Origin of the sequence: Roseimaritima multifibrata (assembly GCF_007741495.1) — a bacterium.
GTDB lineage: Bacteria > Planctomycetota > Planctomycetia > Pirellulales > Pirellulaceae > Roseimaritima > Roseimaritima multifibrata.
The window spans coordinates 2,714,095-2,730,418 of the sequence record NZ_CP036262.1 but is presented as its reverse complement, the minus strand read 5'-3'; the positions used below and the strand labels follow the sequence as shown (position 1 = coordinate 2,730,418).

General features: G+C 55.5%; 10 protein-coding genes. All 10 read left to right on the top strand.

All coding sequences use genetic code 11. The features are described 5' to 3' along the window. The first annotated feature begins 207 nt into the window (after window positions 1-207). The 10 genes from FF011L_RS10025 to FF011L_RS09980 all read left to right on the top strand — a co-directional run bounded on the left by FF011L_RS10025 (window position 208) and on the right by FF011L_RS09980 (window position 16,314). Complete coding sequence (locus tag FF011L_RS10025) at window positions 208-915, top strand: tetratricopeptide repeat protein (protein WP_145351551.1); 708 nt, start codon at window positions 208-210, stop codon at window positions 913-915. 194 nt (window positions 916-1,109) lie between these two features. Then, entirely contained in the window at window positions 1,110-2,399 is a 1,290-nt protein-coding gene (locus FF011L_RS10020) for a diphosphate--fructose-6-phosphate 1-phosphotransferase (protein WP_145351550.1), read from the top strand. 118 nt (window positions 2,400-2,517) lie between these two features. Next, window positions 2,518-3,384, top strand: a complete 867-nt coding sequence (locus FF011L_RS10015; protein WP_145351549.1) for an HAD family hydrolase — start codon at window positions 2,518-2,520, stop codon at window positions 3,382-3,384. Between the two features lie 86 nt (window positions 3,385-3,470). Beyond that, on the top strand, window positions 3,471-4,946 hold the full coding sequence (gene gnd / locus FF011L_RS10010; RefSeq protein ID WP_145351548.1) for a decarboxylating NADP(+)-dependent phosphogluconate dehydrogenase: 1,476 nt from the start codon (window positions 3,471-3,473) through the stop codon (window positions 4,944-4,946). An 89-nt stretch (window positions 4,947-5,035) separates the two neighbouring features. Next, window positions 5,036-6,088 carry an AAA family ATPase gene (locus FF011L_RS10005; protein WP_145351547.1) on the top strand — a complete coding sequence of 351 codons (1,053 nt, stop codon included), beginning with the start codon at window positions 5,036-5,038 and terminating at the stop codon, window positions 6,086-6,088. After that, window positions 6,078-6,959, top strand: a complete 882-nt coding sequence (locus tag FF011L_RS10000; protein WP_145355186.1) for a DUF58 domain-containing protein — start codon at window positions 6,078-6,080, stop codon at window positions 6,957-6,959. The genes FF011L_RS10005 and FF011L_RS10000 overlap by 11 nt, the downstream gene beginning before the upstream one ends. 7 nt (window positions 6,960-6,966) lie before the next feature. Then, window positions 6,967-9,291 carry a BatA domain-containing protein gene (locus tag FF011L_RS09995; protein ID WP_145351546.1) on the top strand — a complete coding sequence of 775 codons (2,325 nt, stop codon included), beginning with the start codon at window positions 6,967-6,969 and terminating at the stop codon, window positions 9,289-9,291. Continuing rightward, a complete protein-coding gene (locus FF011L_RS09990) occupies window positions 9,288-12,095 on the top strand; it encodes a VWA domain-containing protein (protein ID WP_246109843.1) in 2,808 nt (935 codons plus the stop codon). The genes FF011L_RS09995 and FF011L_RS09990 overlap by 4 nt, the downstream gene beginning before the upstream one ends. 9 nt (window positions 12,096-12,104) lie before the next feature. Then, entirely contained in the window at window positions 12,105-14,411 is a 2,307-nt protein-coding gene (locus tag FF011L_RS09985; protein WP_145351545.1) for a PX domain-containing protein, read from the top strand. A gap of 16 nt (window positions 14,412-14,427) precedes the next feature. Beyond that, the gene (locus FF011L_RS09980; RefSeq protein WP_246109842.1) at window positions 14,428-16,314 is read left to right on the top strand and encodes a coiled-coil domain-containing protein; all 1,887 of its coding nucleotides are present in this window, start codon (window positions 14,428-14,430) and stop codon (window positions 16,312-16,314) included. Window positions 16,315-16,324 lie beyond the last annotated feature (10 nt).

Here is a 16,324-nt window from a genome sequence, read left to right as displayed (position 1 = left end):
CTTATAAGCTTCACGTTCGGAGAACCGAGCGACAATGGGCGTAAGAGATGCTGTCCGGCGTGCCTGGTAGATATCTGGCTCTGGAGAGAGCAGACTGTCTTGCAGGGCGTTTGCTCGCGACAGCGCCTCGTTCGATCCTTTTTATTGAAACTGAAATAGGGCTTTGACATGATTGGCATGAATCGATGCGTAACTGGCGTAGGTGCCATGACCGTTGCAATTCTTTTGGCGTCCACTTGGGGCGAGCGTTTACCCGGCCAAGAGCTTGCTCAGATGCAAACGGATCGACGTATGGATGCGGTCGCACTTGCCGAAAAATCGATTCCGGCTTCCTTACCTGAACGCAGCACAGGTGATTGGATTCGGCTGGGAGACGCCCAGCTGCGCGCGGGTCAATCCGTCAAAGCGACGAAGAGCTTCGAACACGCGCTTCGGTTGACGCCTGAACTGGAACCTCAGTTGTGGCAGTACGGGATCGCTTTGTTTTTTGCTAATCGTCCCGACGATGGAAAGGCATTATTTGAGAAACACCGCGTTGTGAATCCGCACGACGTCGAAAACGCCGCCTGGCATTTCCTGTGCGTCGCCCGTGCCACCAATCTCGCGGAAGCTCGAAAACTGATCCTACCGGCTCCCGATGATCGCCGTCCTCCGATGAAGCAGATCCTGCAGCGTCTGCCCGGCGGCGGGCCCGAGGAAATCGAAGCGGCGGTTGCTGCACTGAAAGAAACACGCGGCTACGATTCGGCTCGATTCTATGCGGACCTCTACCTTGGCTTGATCGCCGAAGCGGAAGGGGACCTCCCTTCCGCTAGGCGATATATGGACCGTGCCGCTCAGACTTCGTTCAGCCACTACATGGCGGATGTGGCAAGAACCTACGCGGTCTACTTAAAGGCTCAGCCAGGAAAATAGGGGCTCTGGCGAGCGTAGCGACTATCGCCAGAGGGTGGATTCCGGCCTCCCCAAATTCGCTGCCCCCTCCTTGCTGGAGCCTTACGACCAGCTCGCCAGATTCTTAGGAGGTGGCACGGGGGGCAGGCGTAAGCTATCATCCGCCCAGATTTCTACCACGTCTATTCCTCGTACGAATTGGAACGAACGTATCCATGGCTGCCCCTCGTAATATGGTTGTCGCCCAAAGTGGCGGACCAAGCCCCGTTATCAATAGCACCCTCCGCGGCATTATTGAAACGGCTCGTGAATTACCCGAAATCGGAACCGTTTATGGTGCACGACACGGTATTGAGGGAGTGCTGAAAGAGGAATTGCTGGACCTAACAGCTCAGACCCCCGAAGAAGTTGGTCTACTCCGCTACACCCCGGCTGCCGGATCGATCGGCACCTGCCGTTACAAACTAAAAGAAGGCCAAAACGAAGATTTCGATCGAGTCATCGAAGTCCTCAAAGCTCATAATGTGGGCTACTTCATCTATATCGGTGGCAACGATTCGATGGATACGGCCAACAAAATTGCCGCCCTGGCTCAAGAGCGTGGGCTGGATCTAGTCGGTATCGGTGGTCCTAAAACGATCGACAATGACGTTGGCGACAGCGAATTTAAACTGATCGACCATACGCCCGGCTATGGATCGACCGCCAAGTACTGGATGCACAACGTGCAGTACGCCAACGAAGAAAATAGCGGCTCCTGCCCCGCGGACCCGGTTCTTGTCCTGCAAGCGATGGGACGCCGAATTGGTTTCATTCCCGCCGCCGCACGACTGGCCGATCCGAACCGCGAAATGCCTCTGCAGATTTACCTTGCAGAAAGCCCCTGTTCGCTAGAACAGATGACGGACAATGTTAATGAGCAACTGAAACGGGACGGTCGCTGCATCGTCGTCGTCAGCGAAGGCTTTGACGTTGGCTCGATTGGCGAAGTCCGCGACTCCTTCGGCCATGTGTCGTTTGGTGCCAGCCAGATGACGGTCGCTCAAAAGATTGTCAACCATTTGAATTCGGTCGGAATCGCTGCCAAGGGCGCTGCCCGGGCCAACGTTCCTGGAACCGATCAACGGCACTCGATGGCGTACGCGTCGACGGTCGACTTGGACGAAGCCTACCACGCTGGCGAAATGGCTTGCCGTTTGGCGGCGGGCAATCAGTCGGGTTATATGTCAACGATCCTTCGTAACGATGGACCGATTTATAGCGTTCGTTATGACAAGGTTCCACTTGACCTAGTCGCCAACAGCGAGCGTACTTTCCCGAAAGAATGGATCACGGCAGATGGTAACGACGTGACCGACGAATTTGTCAAATACGCCACACCATTGGTTGGAGAAGGAATGGTTTCCTTGCCAATGATTAACGGTCGTCAGCGGATGACTCGTTTTGAAAAAATCTACGCGGACCAAAAACTGCCTAGCTACTCCCTCCAAGCCGACCGCGGTTAACCCCCGCTAACGCAACACATTGCCCCCCGCCGTAGCCGACTGTCCCCGAATGTGGTGACGGTCCCGGCGGGGAATTCACTACCGATTTTCCCTTCTAACTCTGGCGGATCGAGACCGGATGTACGTTATTGAACCGAAACATGATTTTTTTGTCGGTATCGACTCTGATGGATGTGTGTTTGACACCATGGAACTGAAGCACAAAGAGTGCTTCATTCCCAACATCATCAAATACTACAATTTACAGGCGATCAGCAAGTACGCCCGTGAAGCGGCCGAATTCGTCAACCTGTACAGTAAAAGCCGTGGGATCAATCGCTTCCCCGCATTGGTCGAGGCCCTTGAATGGCTTCAGAAACGCCCCGAAGTGAAGGCTCGTGGCGTGCAGATTTCGATCCCTCAATCGCTACGCGACTGGATCGCCGAAGAAACGAAACTGGGCAATCCAGCCCTCAAAGTCAAAGTTGCGGCTTCGGGCGACAAAGACTTGACTCACGCGCTGGAATGGTCGGAACAGGTCAACCGGACCGTTAGCGAATTTGTCCATGGCGTTCCTCCCTATCCGATGGTTCGCGAATCGCTGGAAAAACTAACCGGCAAAGCGGACATGTTGGTCTGCAGTGCAACGCCCAACGAAGCCCTCAAAGCGGAATGGTCCGAGCACGGTGTCGATAAATTTGTCACCGAGATCTGCGGCCAAGAATCGGGCAACAAGAAAGAAACGCTTGCCAACGCTGCTAAATACGCCAAAGACCATAGCCTGATGATCGGCGATGCTCCTGGCGATTACAAAGCGGCCATCGCAAACGATTGCCTGTTCTACCCAATCAATCCAGGCGAAGAAGAAGCGAGCTGGCAACGGTTCCACGATGAAGGGATCGACCGTTTCCTAAACGGCACCTTCGCCGGTGAATACCAAGAGAAACTGATTAAGGAATTCGACAGCTTCCTGCCGGAACAGCCCAAGTGGCGAGTCGACGGTTAAAATCAATCGCAACCGAACAGGCCTGTTGACGCTTTCGGTTGCCGTGATCTAAGCAATTTTTCAATAACTGATGGGAACATGTGACGATGGGTGACTGTGATTTTGGCCTGATTGGCCTGGCCGTGATGGGCGAAAACTTAGCGTTGAACGTGGAAAGCCGCGGCTATAAAGTGGCCGTCTATAACCGGACCACCGAAAAAGTCGACGCGTTGATTGAAGGTCGCGCCAAAGGGAAAAACTTTGTCGGTTGCCACTCCATCGAAGATTTCGTCAAATCGGTTAAGCGACCTCGCAAATTGATGATGCTGGTCAAAGCCGGCCCAGCCGTCGATGCGATTATCGACCAGTTGCTGCCACTGTGCGAAGAGGGCGACATCATTATCGATGGTGGGAACACCTACTACGTCGATACCGAACGCCGGACCAAAAAGGTCGAAGAAGCAGGCATGTTGTATGTCGGTGCCGGAGTTTCCGGTGGCGAAGAGGGAGCCCTAAAAGGCCCCAGCTTGATGCCCGGCGGAAGCAAAGCGGCTTGGCCTCACATCAAAGAAATGTTCCAAGCGATCTCGGCAAAGGTCGGACCAAACGACGACATCCCATGCTGCGAATGGGTGGGTCCACGTGGTGCTGGCCATTACGTCAAAATGGTTCACAACGGGATCGAATACGGCGACATGCAGTTGATCTGCGAAGCCTATCAGTTGCTGAAAGAACTGGGCGGACTGAGCAACGACGAATTGTATGACGTCTTCGACGATTGGAATCGCGGGGAACTACAAAGTTACCTGATCGAAATTTCGCGAGACATATTCAGCGCCAAAGACGACCAAGGTGGCGACGCTTACCTTGTCGACCAGATCTTGGACGTTGCCGGTGCTAAGGGGACCGGAAAATGGATGAGCCAACTGGCATTGGACCTGGGAGTCCCTAGCACCTTGGTCACCACCGCCGTCTTCGCACGCGGATTGTCGGCTCAGAAAGAAGCTCGCGTTCGTGCCAGCAAGGTCTTGAACGGACCTAGCGAAGGATCGAACAAAGAAATGTCGGCCGTTGCTCAGCAATTGATCGGCGATCGCAAACAGTTCATCGAAGCGGTTCGCCACGCGTTGTACGCTTCCAAGATCGTCAGTTATGCACAGGGCTTTGTGCAGCTTCAAGCCGCTTCGGCCGAGCATGACTGGAACCTTGATTACGGCCAATCGGCACTGCTCTGGCGTGGTGGATGTATCATCCGCGCCCAGTTCCTTGATCGCATTAAGGAAGCTTTTGACGCCGAACCGAACCTAGAAAACCTGCTTCTCTACCCTTACTTCCAAGAAGCCATCGAATCGGCGCAGGAAGGTTGGCGTGCAGTGATCGCCGCAGCCAGCGTTCTGGGGATTCCCGTACCCGCCTTCAGCACGGCCCTCAATTATTATGATGGGTACCGCTTGGCTCGACTGCCAGCGAACCTGCTGCAGGCTCAGCGAGATTACTTCGGAGCCCACACCTACAAGCGCGTCGATAAAGACGGAGCTTTCCACAGCGAATGGTTGGACCTTCGCAAGGCTCCCAAAGCGTAGCAACACCGGTCAATAGTTGTTATCCTGTGAACGTGTGCTGGAACGAACCTTGTTTCCGGCACACGTTCTTTTTCATGCAAAGGAATCGAATGACCGCTGATGCCGTGCCGCTGGATGCTTCTCAGGCCAGTAAGCTTCATGAAGCCCGAAATGCAATTCGTGAGCAACTGGGAAAGATCATTGTCGGTCAGGATGAGGTGATCGATGAATTGTTGATCTGCTTGTTCAGTCGCGGGCACTGCCTTCTGGAAGGCGTTCCTGGATTAGCCAAAACACTGATGATTAGCACGTTGGCGAAGGCGTTGGAACTTCGCTTTAGTCGAGTCCAATTTACGCCCGACTTGATGCCTGCTGACGTCACCGGAACCGAGATCATCGAAGAGGACCGGGCAACGGGTCATCGTGAGATGCGGTTTATGGAAGGGCCACTATTTTCCAACGTGGTGCTTGCGGACGAAATCAACCGAACGCCCCCCAAAACGCAAGCCGCCCTGCTGGAGGCGATGCAGGAACGGCAGGTCACCGTGGGGAGGATCCGACACCCTCTGCCCGATCCGTTTTTCGTTTTGGCAACGCAAAACCCAATCGAACAAGAAGGGACTTATCCCCTTCCGGAAGCTCAGCAAGACCGCTTCATGTTCAAAATCTTCGTCGACTATCCAACGTTTGACGAAGAGTTTGAAGTCGCGAAACGAACGACCGGTTCCTCCGTTGCCGAAGTCAAACCGATCCTGTCGGGGGAAGACATTATTGCCCTACAAGATTTGGTAAGGCGGGTCCCGGTCAGCGACCATGTGGTCCGCTTTGCCCTTTCGCTGGTTCGCCAAACCCGAGTCGGCAGCCCCGGCATCCCAGCGTTCGTCGATGAATTGGTCGGCTGGGGTGCGGGTCCACGAGCGGTCCAGTACTTGATCCTGGGCGGTAAAGCTAGGGCCTTGCTAGATGGCCGCTTCCATGTCCAAGTCGAAGACATCGCGGCCCTTGCCCCGCCGGTACTACGTCACCGAATGGTCGTCAATTTTGCAGCCGAAAGCGAAGGCATTTCCAGCGACGATGTGATTCAAAGAATCATCGATGCCACTCCTCAGACGGAAGACGAACTGACACGCGATGCCCGATTCCAAAAGATTTTTGCGTCCTGAAGCGACGCAACGGATTCGGCGTCTGGAATTGACGGCGCGCCGAGTCGTCGAAGGTTTTTTATCAGGGATGCACCGCAGCCCTTATTTTGGCCAGTCGGTCGAATTCCTTCAGCACCGTCAATATGCCACCGGCGATGAGATCCGTCACATCGACTGGAAGGTCTACGCGCGCCAAGATCGGCTGTACATCAAACAGTACGAAGAGGAAACCAATCTTCGCCTGCACCTGTTGGTCGATCGCTCGGCCAGCATGAACTACGGCCAGGGTGCCGAAAACAAATTTGAATTCGCCGCTTCGATTTCCGCTTGCCTTGCCTACTTGGCTTTGCGTCAACAAGATGCGACCGGATTGTTCACGTTTGATAATGAAATCCGCACCACGATCCCCGCCAAGAGCAATCGTCATCAGCTAGGCCGGTTACTCGCCGCGATGGATAAGGTTGGTACCGGTGACGAAACCGACCTGACCAAAGTTGCAGGGCAAGTCGCACAAACGATCCCGCGGCGAGGTTTGGTCACAATCGTGTCGGACCTGCTGGGCATCGACGACCTGATGAAAGGACTGGGGATTTTGCGAGCCCGCGGTCATGACGTCGCGATCATCCATGTGCTGCATGACGACGAACTCGATTTCCGCTTCGACGGAGCCACCCGATTTGAAGGCCTGGAATCTGCCAGCTTCCTGAACTGCAATCCCAAAGCCCTTCGCGAAGGCTATATGGAAGCGCTTAACGATTACCTGGAACAGACGCGTCGAGCCTGTGGCCGCCTGATGATCGACTATCTTCAGGTCCGTACCAGCGAGCCCCTGGATGCCGTTTTGGCGAAGTTTCTCACTGCCCGCAAGGGCCTGCCAAAGTTGAGAGGCTAAGCCCTATATGACATTTCTCTTCCCTGCCCTGACGCTCGGATTCCTGTTTGTTGCCGTCCCGCTATTGGTCCATTTGATCAATATGTTGCGGCATCGACGACAGCAATGGGCGGCGATGGATTTTTTGCTGGCCAGTTATCGCAAGCAAAAAAAATGGATCATCCTGCGGCAATTTTTGCTGTGGCTTGCTCGTACGGCGATCGCTGCTGTCCTGATTGCCATGTTGTGCGGATGGGTCGGTGGCAGCCGCTTGCTAAGCAGTGTTGGCGGACGCATGTCCCATCATGTGGTCATTTTGGATGACAGCTATTCGATGGCCGATGCCAGCAGTGGCCGCCCCGCTTACGAACGGGCTTTGGAAACGCTGCGGTCGCTGACCGAAGGGCTGGCCAAAGCCGACGGACAACAACAACTGACCGTCCTGCGAGCCAGTCGAGCCGCCCTGGTTGCCGACGACCAAGAGGTGTCTGGCGATAGCGTGGCAGATTTAGCGGTGCAAACCGTCACCGGGGATTCACGATTGATCAACCGACTGATGTCGACGGCTGTCAGCCCGCTTAGCATCGACATGGTTCCAGCACTGAGAATGGGGCAGGAACTGATTGCCAACACACCGGCCGATGAAACGGTCGTTTACATGATCAGCGATTTTCGGGAACGCAATTGGCAGAACCCGGAACGACTGACCGAAATCCTTCAAGGATTGGCCGCCGAAGACATTGACCTCCGCTGCATCGATTGTGTTGACGACCCGGCCCCTAATCTGGCGATCACCCGCGTCAGCCCGTTGCCCGATGTTTGGGTGGCTGGCGTCCCGGTGGTGGTACAGGTCGCGATCCAGAATCACAGCCAAACCGAAGTCTCCAACGTTAACGTCGCCGCACGCGTGATTCGTTATGGTGCGATGGCCAATACAGCGGACCCCTCGCGGCGTTATTCCGGCACGGTCGACTTATTGCCAGGCGTCGTCATTGATCGCTTGGCTGCAGGCGAAGAAGTCGTCCGCCAGTTCCAGGTCTTTGTTACCGAACCGGGGACGCATGCCATCGAAGTGACCATCCCTGACGATGCGGTCGCAATCGACAATTCGCGTGTTTGTACGCTTCCCTTGACCAATCCACAGCGAGTCTTGATCGTCGATGGCGACGATCAACAGCAAGGGGCTTACCACATCGCCTCGGTGTTGAATCCTGGCAGCCAAGTCCAGACCGGTGCCATCCCCGAAATTCGCCCCTCCAGCTTTCTGCGTTCGGCAACCTTGGAAGACCTGCTTCCTTACCGAGCGATCTACTGTGTCGATCCCGAAACGATCAGCCAGAACACCGCCGTTGTCTTGCAACAATATGTTTCCCAAGGCGGCGGTCTAGCTTGGTTCCTCGGTTCCAACGTACAGCCCGAAAAACTAACTGAAATTCTGTTGGCAGAAGGACGTGGGCTGCTGCCCGGAGCATTGACCGAATCGGTTCCTTTGCCGCTTGACGAACAAGCGAGCAGCAATATCGTGATGGTCGGGGACCATCCTCTGACCGCACCGCTGGAACCGCTCGGCGACGCTGCGTTTGGTCGAGTCGGGTTAACCAATAGCTGGGGGCTGGATACCGAAGACCCACGTCTGGCTGGCACAAATCCACCGCGCCGAGTTCTGGAACGACAGGACGGCCGCCCCCTCGCTGTCCAGCACACCGAAGGGAAAGGACGCGTCTTAACTTTTCTGGCGGGCTTGGATCCGAAGTGGTCGAACTGGGCCGGCGACCCAACGTTTGTCGTCATGCTGCTGCGTGCGAATGCCTTCATGTGGTCGGGAAAAAGTGAAGCGACTTCACGGTGGGTGGACGAGCCGCTAGAGATTGAATTCTCAAAAGAACGATTCGGCCAAATGGTCCAACTGCTAACAGCCGTCCAAGACCCTCCACGCGTGCCGATCGAAATGCAAGCTGTTGAACAAGCTGGCGGGCTGGAAATCACCATCGACCCGCGGACGGCTGAAATCGATGGAGCGGCTGATGTCGCTGCACTGCTGACTCCGGGAATAACCGAAGCTTGGTTGTCGCCGCTGGACGGCCCGCCGCAGGTGGTCCCCTATGCTTCCGTGGTCCGCACGGAAGAGGGCAATTTAATCCGCGCCGATCGAGCTCAAATGCAACGCGATGTGCAGCCAGCTGTTTTGACGTTTTATGACAACAAGGATATCGTTCAACAATCGACCGGAGCTGGTGGATCAGCGATTTCGATGCTCCTGCTGGCCATACTGGGGACACTGCTAGCGAGTGAACAGGCGCTGGCTTATTGGGCAAGCTATCACACCCCGCGTGGTTCAGGAGTCCGCTCATGATCGGTTCATTACTCCTGCCAAATTTACTAGCCCAAGCGGACGTAGTTTCATCGGATCGCCAAGAGATCGTCTACACGCTTGAACGCGCCGCATGGCTTGATGGCTGGTGGGCTTGGGCTCTGACGTTCGTGGTGATCGCCGTCCTCTTTGGATTGATGATTCGCCTGTACCGGCGCGACACCGAAGAGCTCCCGCGGCTGGTACGGATGTCGTTGATTTTCTTGCGAATCTGCACGCTGGCCGGTTTGGTCTTCTTTTTCTTCGGGCTCACTCGTCGAACACAACAATCCAGCGTTCGGCAAAGCGAGATCGCTGTGTTGGTCGATACCAGCCAAAGCATGTCCCTGCCGGCGGACAATGAAATCGGTTCGATCTCGCGATCCGAGCTGGCAGCGCAAATCATGTCCGATTCCAGTTGGTTGGATGAGTTTGCTGCGGACCAACGCGTCACGATTTACGGATTTGACCAAGGTGATGAACCGCGCGAGTTAGAAGTCCGCGCCGCCGAAACCGATACGCCTGTCGACGCTGAAGCCGCCGAAGTCCTACCGGTCGCTTCATCGCGAGTCGCGGTGATTGGTTTACTGACGATTTGTGCGGCACTGATCCTCTGCGCCGCTTCGCTGTTCCTGGGGGCAACGGGCCGAGTTTCCAGCTTGGGGCAACCGCTGTTCTGGGGCGTCATCACGATCGTTACCGGTATTTGTTTGCTAAGCGGGGCATGGACGATCCATGCTGACCGCTCGTTGAACTCATTGCTTGGCTTCGCGGATACGGAAGCCCCCGACGAAAACGAACCCGCATCGGAGCCGTCGCCAGACCAACGGCCCACCGACGGAGACGAGGAAAACAAGCCGGAGGAACGACGCGTTCAAGATTGGAACGAAGCTTTGTTAGCAGCTGGTCAAACCACGCACCTGGGCGATGCAATGCGTAGCGTGTTGACGCGGCATGATCCCGCGACCCTGGCGGCGATCATTGTCTTGACCGATGGACAAACCAACGGCGGAACTCCCGCCGCATCTGCCGCCGGAATTGCGGCTCGCAACGGCGTTTCGGTTTATCCGCTGGGACTGGGAAGTTCGCTGGCCCCGGTCAATGTACGAATCGTCGATCTGGATGCTCCCCGCCGTGTCTACCCCGGTGACAAATTCGCTTTGTCGGCTGTCCTACAAGCCAGCGGCAGCGAACCGGTAACCGTGCAGGTTCAGTTGCTGGATGGGGCCGACGGAGACGCGGTTCCGAGCGAAGTTGTCGACAGTAAAGAGGTCACGCTATCGGTCGACGGCACGTTGACCGGAGTCCCTTTTGAAATGGACTCGGAAACCATCGGTCGACGGCGACTAGCGATCCGCGTCGTCCCGCCGGAGGGCGATCAAAACAGCGAAGACGACATTCGCGACGCCCGCTACGAAGTCGTCGCAAGAAAACTGCGCGTCTTAGCGGTTGCAGGCGGCCCAATGCGTGAATATCGCTTCGTTCGCAACCTCCTTTTCCGCGACAAATCGACCCAACTGGACGTGCTTTTGCAAACGGGGCAACCTGGAATGAGCCAGGACGCGGACGCCCAACTGAGCGAATTTCCTTCGACTCCTGAGGAGATGTTTCAATACGACGCCTTGATCGCATTTGATGTCGATTGGTTACAGCTGGACGCGGCGCAACTGGACTTGCTCGATCGCTGGTTATCCGAACAAGCCGGCGGCATGATCCTGGTATCGGGGCCGGTCTACATGCCGCAGTGGACCACCAAACGGACCGATCCTCGCGTCAGCAAACTGGCAGGATTTTTTCCGGTGAACCTAACGACGTCCAATCCACTACTACGGGGCGGACGCGCAGGTGGTGAAATCCAGTGGCCCCTCAAGATGACCCCCGAGGCACTGCGGACCGAATTCCTGTGGGTCACCGACGATCCTCAAACCAGTTTTGAAGCTTGGGAAGAATCGGGGGGCGTCTACGATTATGTCGGAGTAAAAGACGCCAAAGCGGGTGCCAAGGTCTATGCTTATTTCTCGGACCCAACGACCGCCATCAGCGACCAGTATCCGGTCTATATGGCTTCCCAATTCTATGGTGCGGGGCGAGTCTTTTTCCTCGGCAGCGGCGAAATGTGGCGACTGCGTGGGGTGAGCGATGCCTACTTCGATAATTTCTACACCAAACTTCTGCGATGGGTTTCCGAAGGACGCTTGATGCGGGATTCCAATCGCGGGTTGCTGTTGGTCGATCGCCCGCGGGCAATGGTCGGAGAGAGCATTAATGTTCGCGCCGTCCTTACCAATGAACAGTTCGAACCGCTCGACGTACCGTCCGTCAATGTCGACATTTTGGCTCCTGGTGGACAGATTGGTCAAATGCAACTGACTCCACTGCCTGGAGAACCTCGAGCGGGTACCTATGGCGGGCGGATGCTTGTCCGAGAAGCGGGCAATTATGAACTGCGGCTAACCTTAGGGGATTCCCTGAAAGAGGATGTCCTGCAGCAAACCATCCAGGTACGACTGCCAACGTTGGAACTGGAACGACCGCGCCGCAACGACGATGATTTAATGACGGTCGCCAAGCTGACCGGAGGGATTTATCTGCCGATCGGGGAACCGAGTTCGGATTCCGCGAATGTCGCCCCTACCGCGGCTCTTGCGACATTGACCGGCACGATCGAACCCCAGCCACAAACATCGGTTTTACCTGGCGCACCCGATCGTGATTTTAACCGTCGATTAAATGCATCTTTGATGTGGTTATTGGCGACCTGCCTTACCTTTGAATGGGTGGTGCGACGACTGCATCGTTTGGCATAGAAAGTTTGTATGGCTGATCCGCATTCTGAACGACAACTCGATTCGCGATTGACCTCGCTGCTGGGACAGCTGCGCAGTCAGGTCCGGCGTTATATCGTTTGGGATTCGCTGTTGGCGATCCTTGCAGTCTTGCTATCCGCTTTCTGGCTCGGCCTGCTATTTGACTATGTCCCGGTGCTGCTGGGTGGCACCGAAATGCCACGGTCCGCTCGGGTCGTTTTGTTGTTGGGCGTCGCCGTCGTGATTGCCTACTTGGTTGTCAAATTATTGGTGGGGCGATTAAATCGCTCCCTGCCCGATGACAGCCTGGCCCTCTTGCTGGAACGACACCATCCGGAACTGGGTGGCAGCCTAATCACCACCGTGCAGTTACATGCCCCAAGTCGACAAGGCGACGCCCACACGCCCGAGATGTTACAGCGGGTTGGTGAACAAGCGGTGGCAAGGATTGGCGACGTTCAGCTGGGAAAAGTTTTCCGCTGGCAACCGATACAACACAAAGTCATGTTGGTCGCTCCGCTGCTACTGGCAGTCTTGGTTCTGCTGATTGCCCGACCTCATGTTTTCCAACAAGGCGCCGCCAGGTTGCTGTTGTTGACCGACGCTGCTTGGCCCCGACAGGCCGATTTACAAATGGTTGGGATGGAAATCCCCCGCGTGACCGCACTGGACGATGATAGTGAAGCCGCTAAATCGATCGCTTTTGAAAACAAGATCGCTCGGTTACCTCGCGGGGCAAACGCGAACCTAAGAATCCAAGCCAGAGCCGACGGAGCGGTCGTTCCAGATAACTGCACGTTGTATTACAGGACCGCCGACGGAGCTCGCGGACAGGCCAACATGCGGCGGGTTGGGCGTGTTGTCGACGGGATGCAAGACTTTGTGCTGGATGGGCCTCCTCTTAGCGGGATTGCCGGAGATCTAACGTTTTCGGTCCGTGGGTTAGATGATCGATTGGACGGCTATAAAATCGAAATTGTCCCGCCGCCAGCGGTCACCAGTTTGCAAATCCTAGCGCAGTCCCCCCCGTATCTTCGCGCTGACCGCGAAGGAACCAGCGCTGACCTGACAACGGAGTACCAACCGGGGCTACGACTGCGAGAAGGAGCGGACGTCACACTGGTCGCGACCTCCAGCAAACCGCTATCGGGAACCGAAGTTGCGATTACCGTCGGCGATGAAGTGGTTGTTAATCCAATCGTTGAATTTGCCGAGGATGACCTTTCGTTTCGGTTCACGATCCATGACCTGCGACAATCGACCAAAGTGGTCGTTGTTCCGATTGACAAAGAAGGGCTGACCTCGCAAACGCCTTTCCGATACTTCCTGGGCGTCATCAACGATAACCCTCCCGAAATCGAGATGCGGCTAAAAGGGATCGATTTGGCGGTGACCAAAATGGCGAACATTCCTCTGCGAGGAACGATTACCGATGACTATGGAATCACCACCTCCGAAGTCTCCGTCGTTGAAGTCTCCGACCAAGAAACTCAGACGCAACCGACGACGATGCCGATTTCCATCGATCGAGAGGGCGTTTTCGCTGCGGAAATCGACCTGCGTTCCCTTGTCGATTCTGGCCGTCTGACTCCGCTACAACCCGGTTCGGCGATCAACGTGTTTGCTGAAACGAGCGATGCGTATGACTTGGGACCTCCTCATCTGGCCCGTTCGGAAGTCTACCGTCTGCAGATTGTGACGCCGGATGAATTGCTTGCGATGCTGGAGCGGCGTGAGCTTGGCTTGCGGGCGCGGCTTGAACAAGCGATCAACGAAACGCGGTCGTTGCGTGATACCTTAGACCTGCTGCGACGGGAGGGATGGTCCGACACTTCAACCGACACGCCCGAACGGGCCGAACAGGTCCTCCGCCTGCGAATTCAACAGACGGCCCTCCAAACAACAAAGACCAGCGAAGAACTGCAAGGTTTGGCTTCGGGAGTCGAAAACATCCTTGAAGAAATGGTCAACAACCGAGTCGACTCGCCAGACCGTCGATCCAGGCTTTCCGCCGCGGTGGCTCAGCCCCTGCGAAAGGTCATTTCGGGACCTCTGGAACTTCTGGGCGAACAAATCACAGGAATCGAAGAACGGATCGCCGACCCCTCTACAGGGCAAGATCAAACAGCCCTCGCGGTCGCAACCGCCGATCAAACCCTGCTCGATTTGACGGCGATTTTAGAGAAAATGCTAGACTTAGAAAGCTACAATGAAATTCTGGACCTCGTCCGGTCATTGATTGAAGCTCAGGAAGGACTGATCGAAGATACCGAACAGGAGCGGACCGAACGTATCCGAAACCTGTTCAACGAATAGTGTCAGGAGAATGAACATGTTCGATAGAGCGGCTGCTTCCCTACTTTGCCTGCTGACACTGACAACAGTGCTGTGGACCGCTGTGCCATCGCCGGCCGCTGCCCAGCCAGCGAAAACCGGCGAAGCGCTTCAAAACGTTCCCCTTCCCGATCGCCAAACGCAAGTCTCCGAACGTTACCAACGGCTGGAAGAACTACTTCTTCGGCTGGCCGAGGTCGAAGTCACCGAGAACCCCGAACGTGCGGCATTGCTGCGGCGAGCCGCCAAGCAATCACGAGACACTTTCATTCTGGAACGAATGAATTCGGCCTCCGATGCCCTCCGGAGCCAAAAATTTCAACAGGCCATTACCGACCAACAGGCCGCCAACGAGCAGATGGCTGCTTTGCTGAAATTGCTGCTGACCGAAGATCGTCCGCAAAGAATCCGGGATGAAAAAGAACGGATCAGCAATTGGATCAAAGATCTAAAACGTCAGGAACGACGGCAGCGGGGGACTCGAGCTCGAACAGAAAACGGCGCCGAACTGAAATCGGTCGAATCCGAACAAAGCGACATCGCCAAAGCGGCCGAAGCGCTGCAAAAAGAAATGGCAGAGCAAAACAAAGAATTGGATCCCGCCGCTGAAGAAGCGCTTGAAGAGGGGGCTGAAGAAGCGACTGAAAAGATGAGTGAAGCGGAAAAGAAAGCGAAACAGAAGGAAGCTGAAGAACTAGCCGAGATGGTCAAGAAAGCCGAAGCCGCTGCGGAAAAAGCTGAGCAGGCGAAATCCGAAGCCGAAGCGAAACAGGACCAAGACAAGCAAGAGAGCCAAGCAAGCGAAGGCGATCAAAACGCTTCAGAAAAACAATCCAGCGATCAAAAAGCAGCCGAGCAGAAAGCCGCTGCCCAAAAGGCTGCCGAGAAAAAAGCTAAGGCCGAAGCGGACGCCAAACAGGCTGCAGCCGAATCGGACAAGGCAGCAAAAGAACTGCAGGATGCCAAACAGGCCCAGCAATCCCAAAGTCAAAGCCAAAAGCCGCAAGAAGGAGAGCAACCCGAATCTCCCAAAACTGAATCCAAGCCTCAGTCCCCTCAACAGAGTGCGCAGAAGCAATTGGAAAAAGCCCTCGAGAGAATGAAGGAAGCCGAAAAGGCTCTGGAAGAAGCGAAACGGGAACAAGCAACCGAAAAACAACGACAAGCCGAAGAAGAGATCCGCCAAGCGATCGATCAATTAGAGAAAATCCTTCGCCAATTACGCGAAGAAGAAATGCAACGCGAACTCGCTCGACTGGAGAGCCGTTTACGTAAAATGGCACAGATGCAGTCGGCCGTCCTGGAAAAGAACCGTGAACTGGCGGCGATCCCGCTTGCCGATCGCGACCGTCAAACGGACCTAAAAGCGGGCAACCTGGCAAACGAAGAAAAACAGATTGTCATGGAGGCTGACCGAGCCATGCTGCTGTTGCGCGAAGAGGGGTCCAGCGTCGCGTTCCCAGAAGTGGTCCAACAAATACGCGGCGACATGCAAACCGTCGTGGATCGCCTGGCTCAATCGAAAATCGATGTCGTCACCCAGGGAATTCAAGAAGACGTGCTTGCCGCCCTGGAAGAGATGATCGGTGCACTCCAAAAAGCTCAGAAAGATCTTGAAGAGAAAAAGAAACAGGAACAACAGGGGGAGCAACCACAACAAGGGCAACAAGGCGAACAACCGTTGGTCGAATCCCTCGCCGAACTAAAATTGATTCGGACGATGCAGACTCGCGTCAAAGGGACCACCGAACGCTACGATGCCATGTTGCAAACCGATAACGGGGCTCCGACCGCCGAAATCAGAACATTGCTGCAGGGCCTAGCGGAGCGACAAAACCGTCTGTACTCCATCACTCGGGACTTGGTCCTGAAACGAAATCAGTAGCCATCCCGCA

Coding starts and splice junctions, on each gene's coding strand:
- FF011L_RS10015 (WP_145351549.1), top strand. CDS start 2,518: ATGTACGTTATTGAACCGAAACATGATTTTTTTGTCGGTATCGACTCT.
- gnd (WP_145351548.1), top strand. CDS start 3,471: ATGGGTGACTGTGATTTTGGCCTGATTGGCCTGGCCGTGATGGGCGAA.
- FF011L_RS10025 (WP_145351551.1), top strand. CDS start 208: ATGACCGTTGCAATTCTTTTGGCGTCCACTTGGGGCGAGCGTTTACCC.
- FF011L_RS10020 (WP_145351550.1), top strand. CDS start 1,110: ATGGCTGCCCCTCGTAATATGGTTGTCGCCCAAAGTGGCGGACCAAGC.
- FF011L_RS09980 (WP_246109842.1), top strand. CDS start 14,428: ATGTTCGATAGAGCGGCTGCTTCCCTACTTTGCCTGCTGACACTGACA.
- FF011L_RS10005 (WP_145351547.1), top strand. CDS start 5,036: ATGACCGCTGATGCCGTGCCGCTGGATGCTTCTCAGGCCAGTAAGCTT.
- FF011L_RS09995 (WP_145351546.1), top strand. CDS start 6,967: ATGACATTTCTCTTCCCTGCCCTGACGCTCGGATTCCTGTTTGTTGCC.
- FF011L_RS09990 (WP_246109843.1), top strand. CDS start 9,288: ATGATCGGTTCATTACTCCTGCCAAATTTACTAGCCCAAGCGGACGTA.
- FF011L_RS09985 (WP_145351545.1), top strand. CDS start 12,105: ATGGCTGATCCGCATTCTGAACGACAACTCGATTCGCGATTGACCTCG.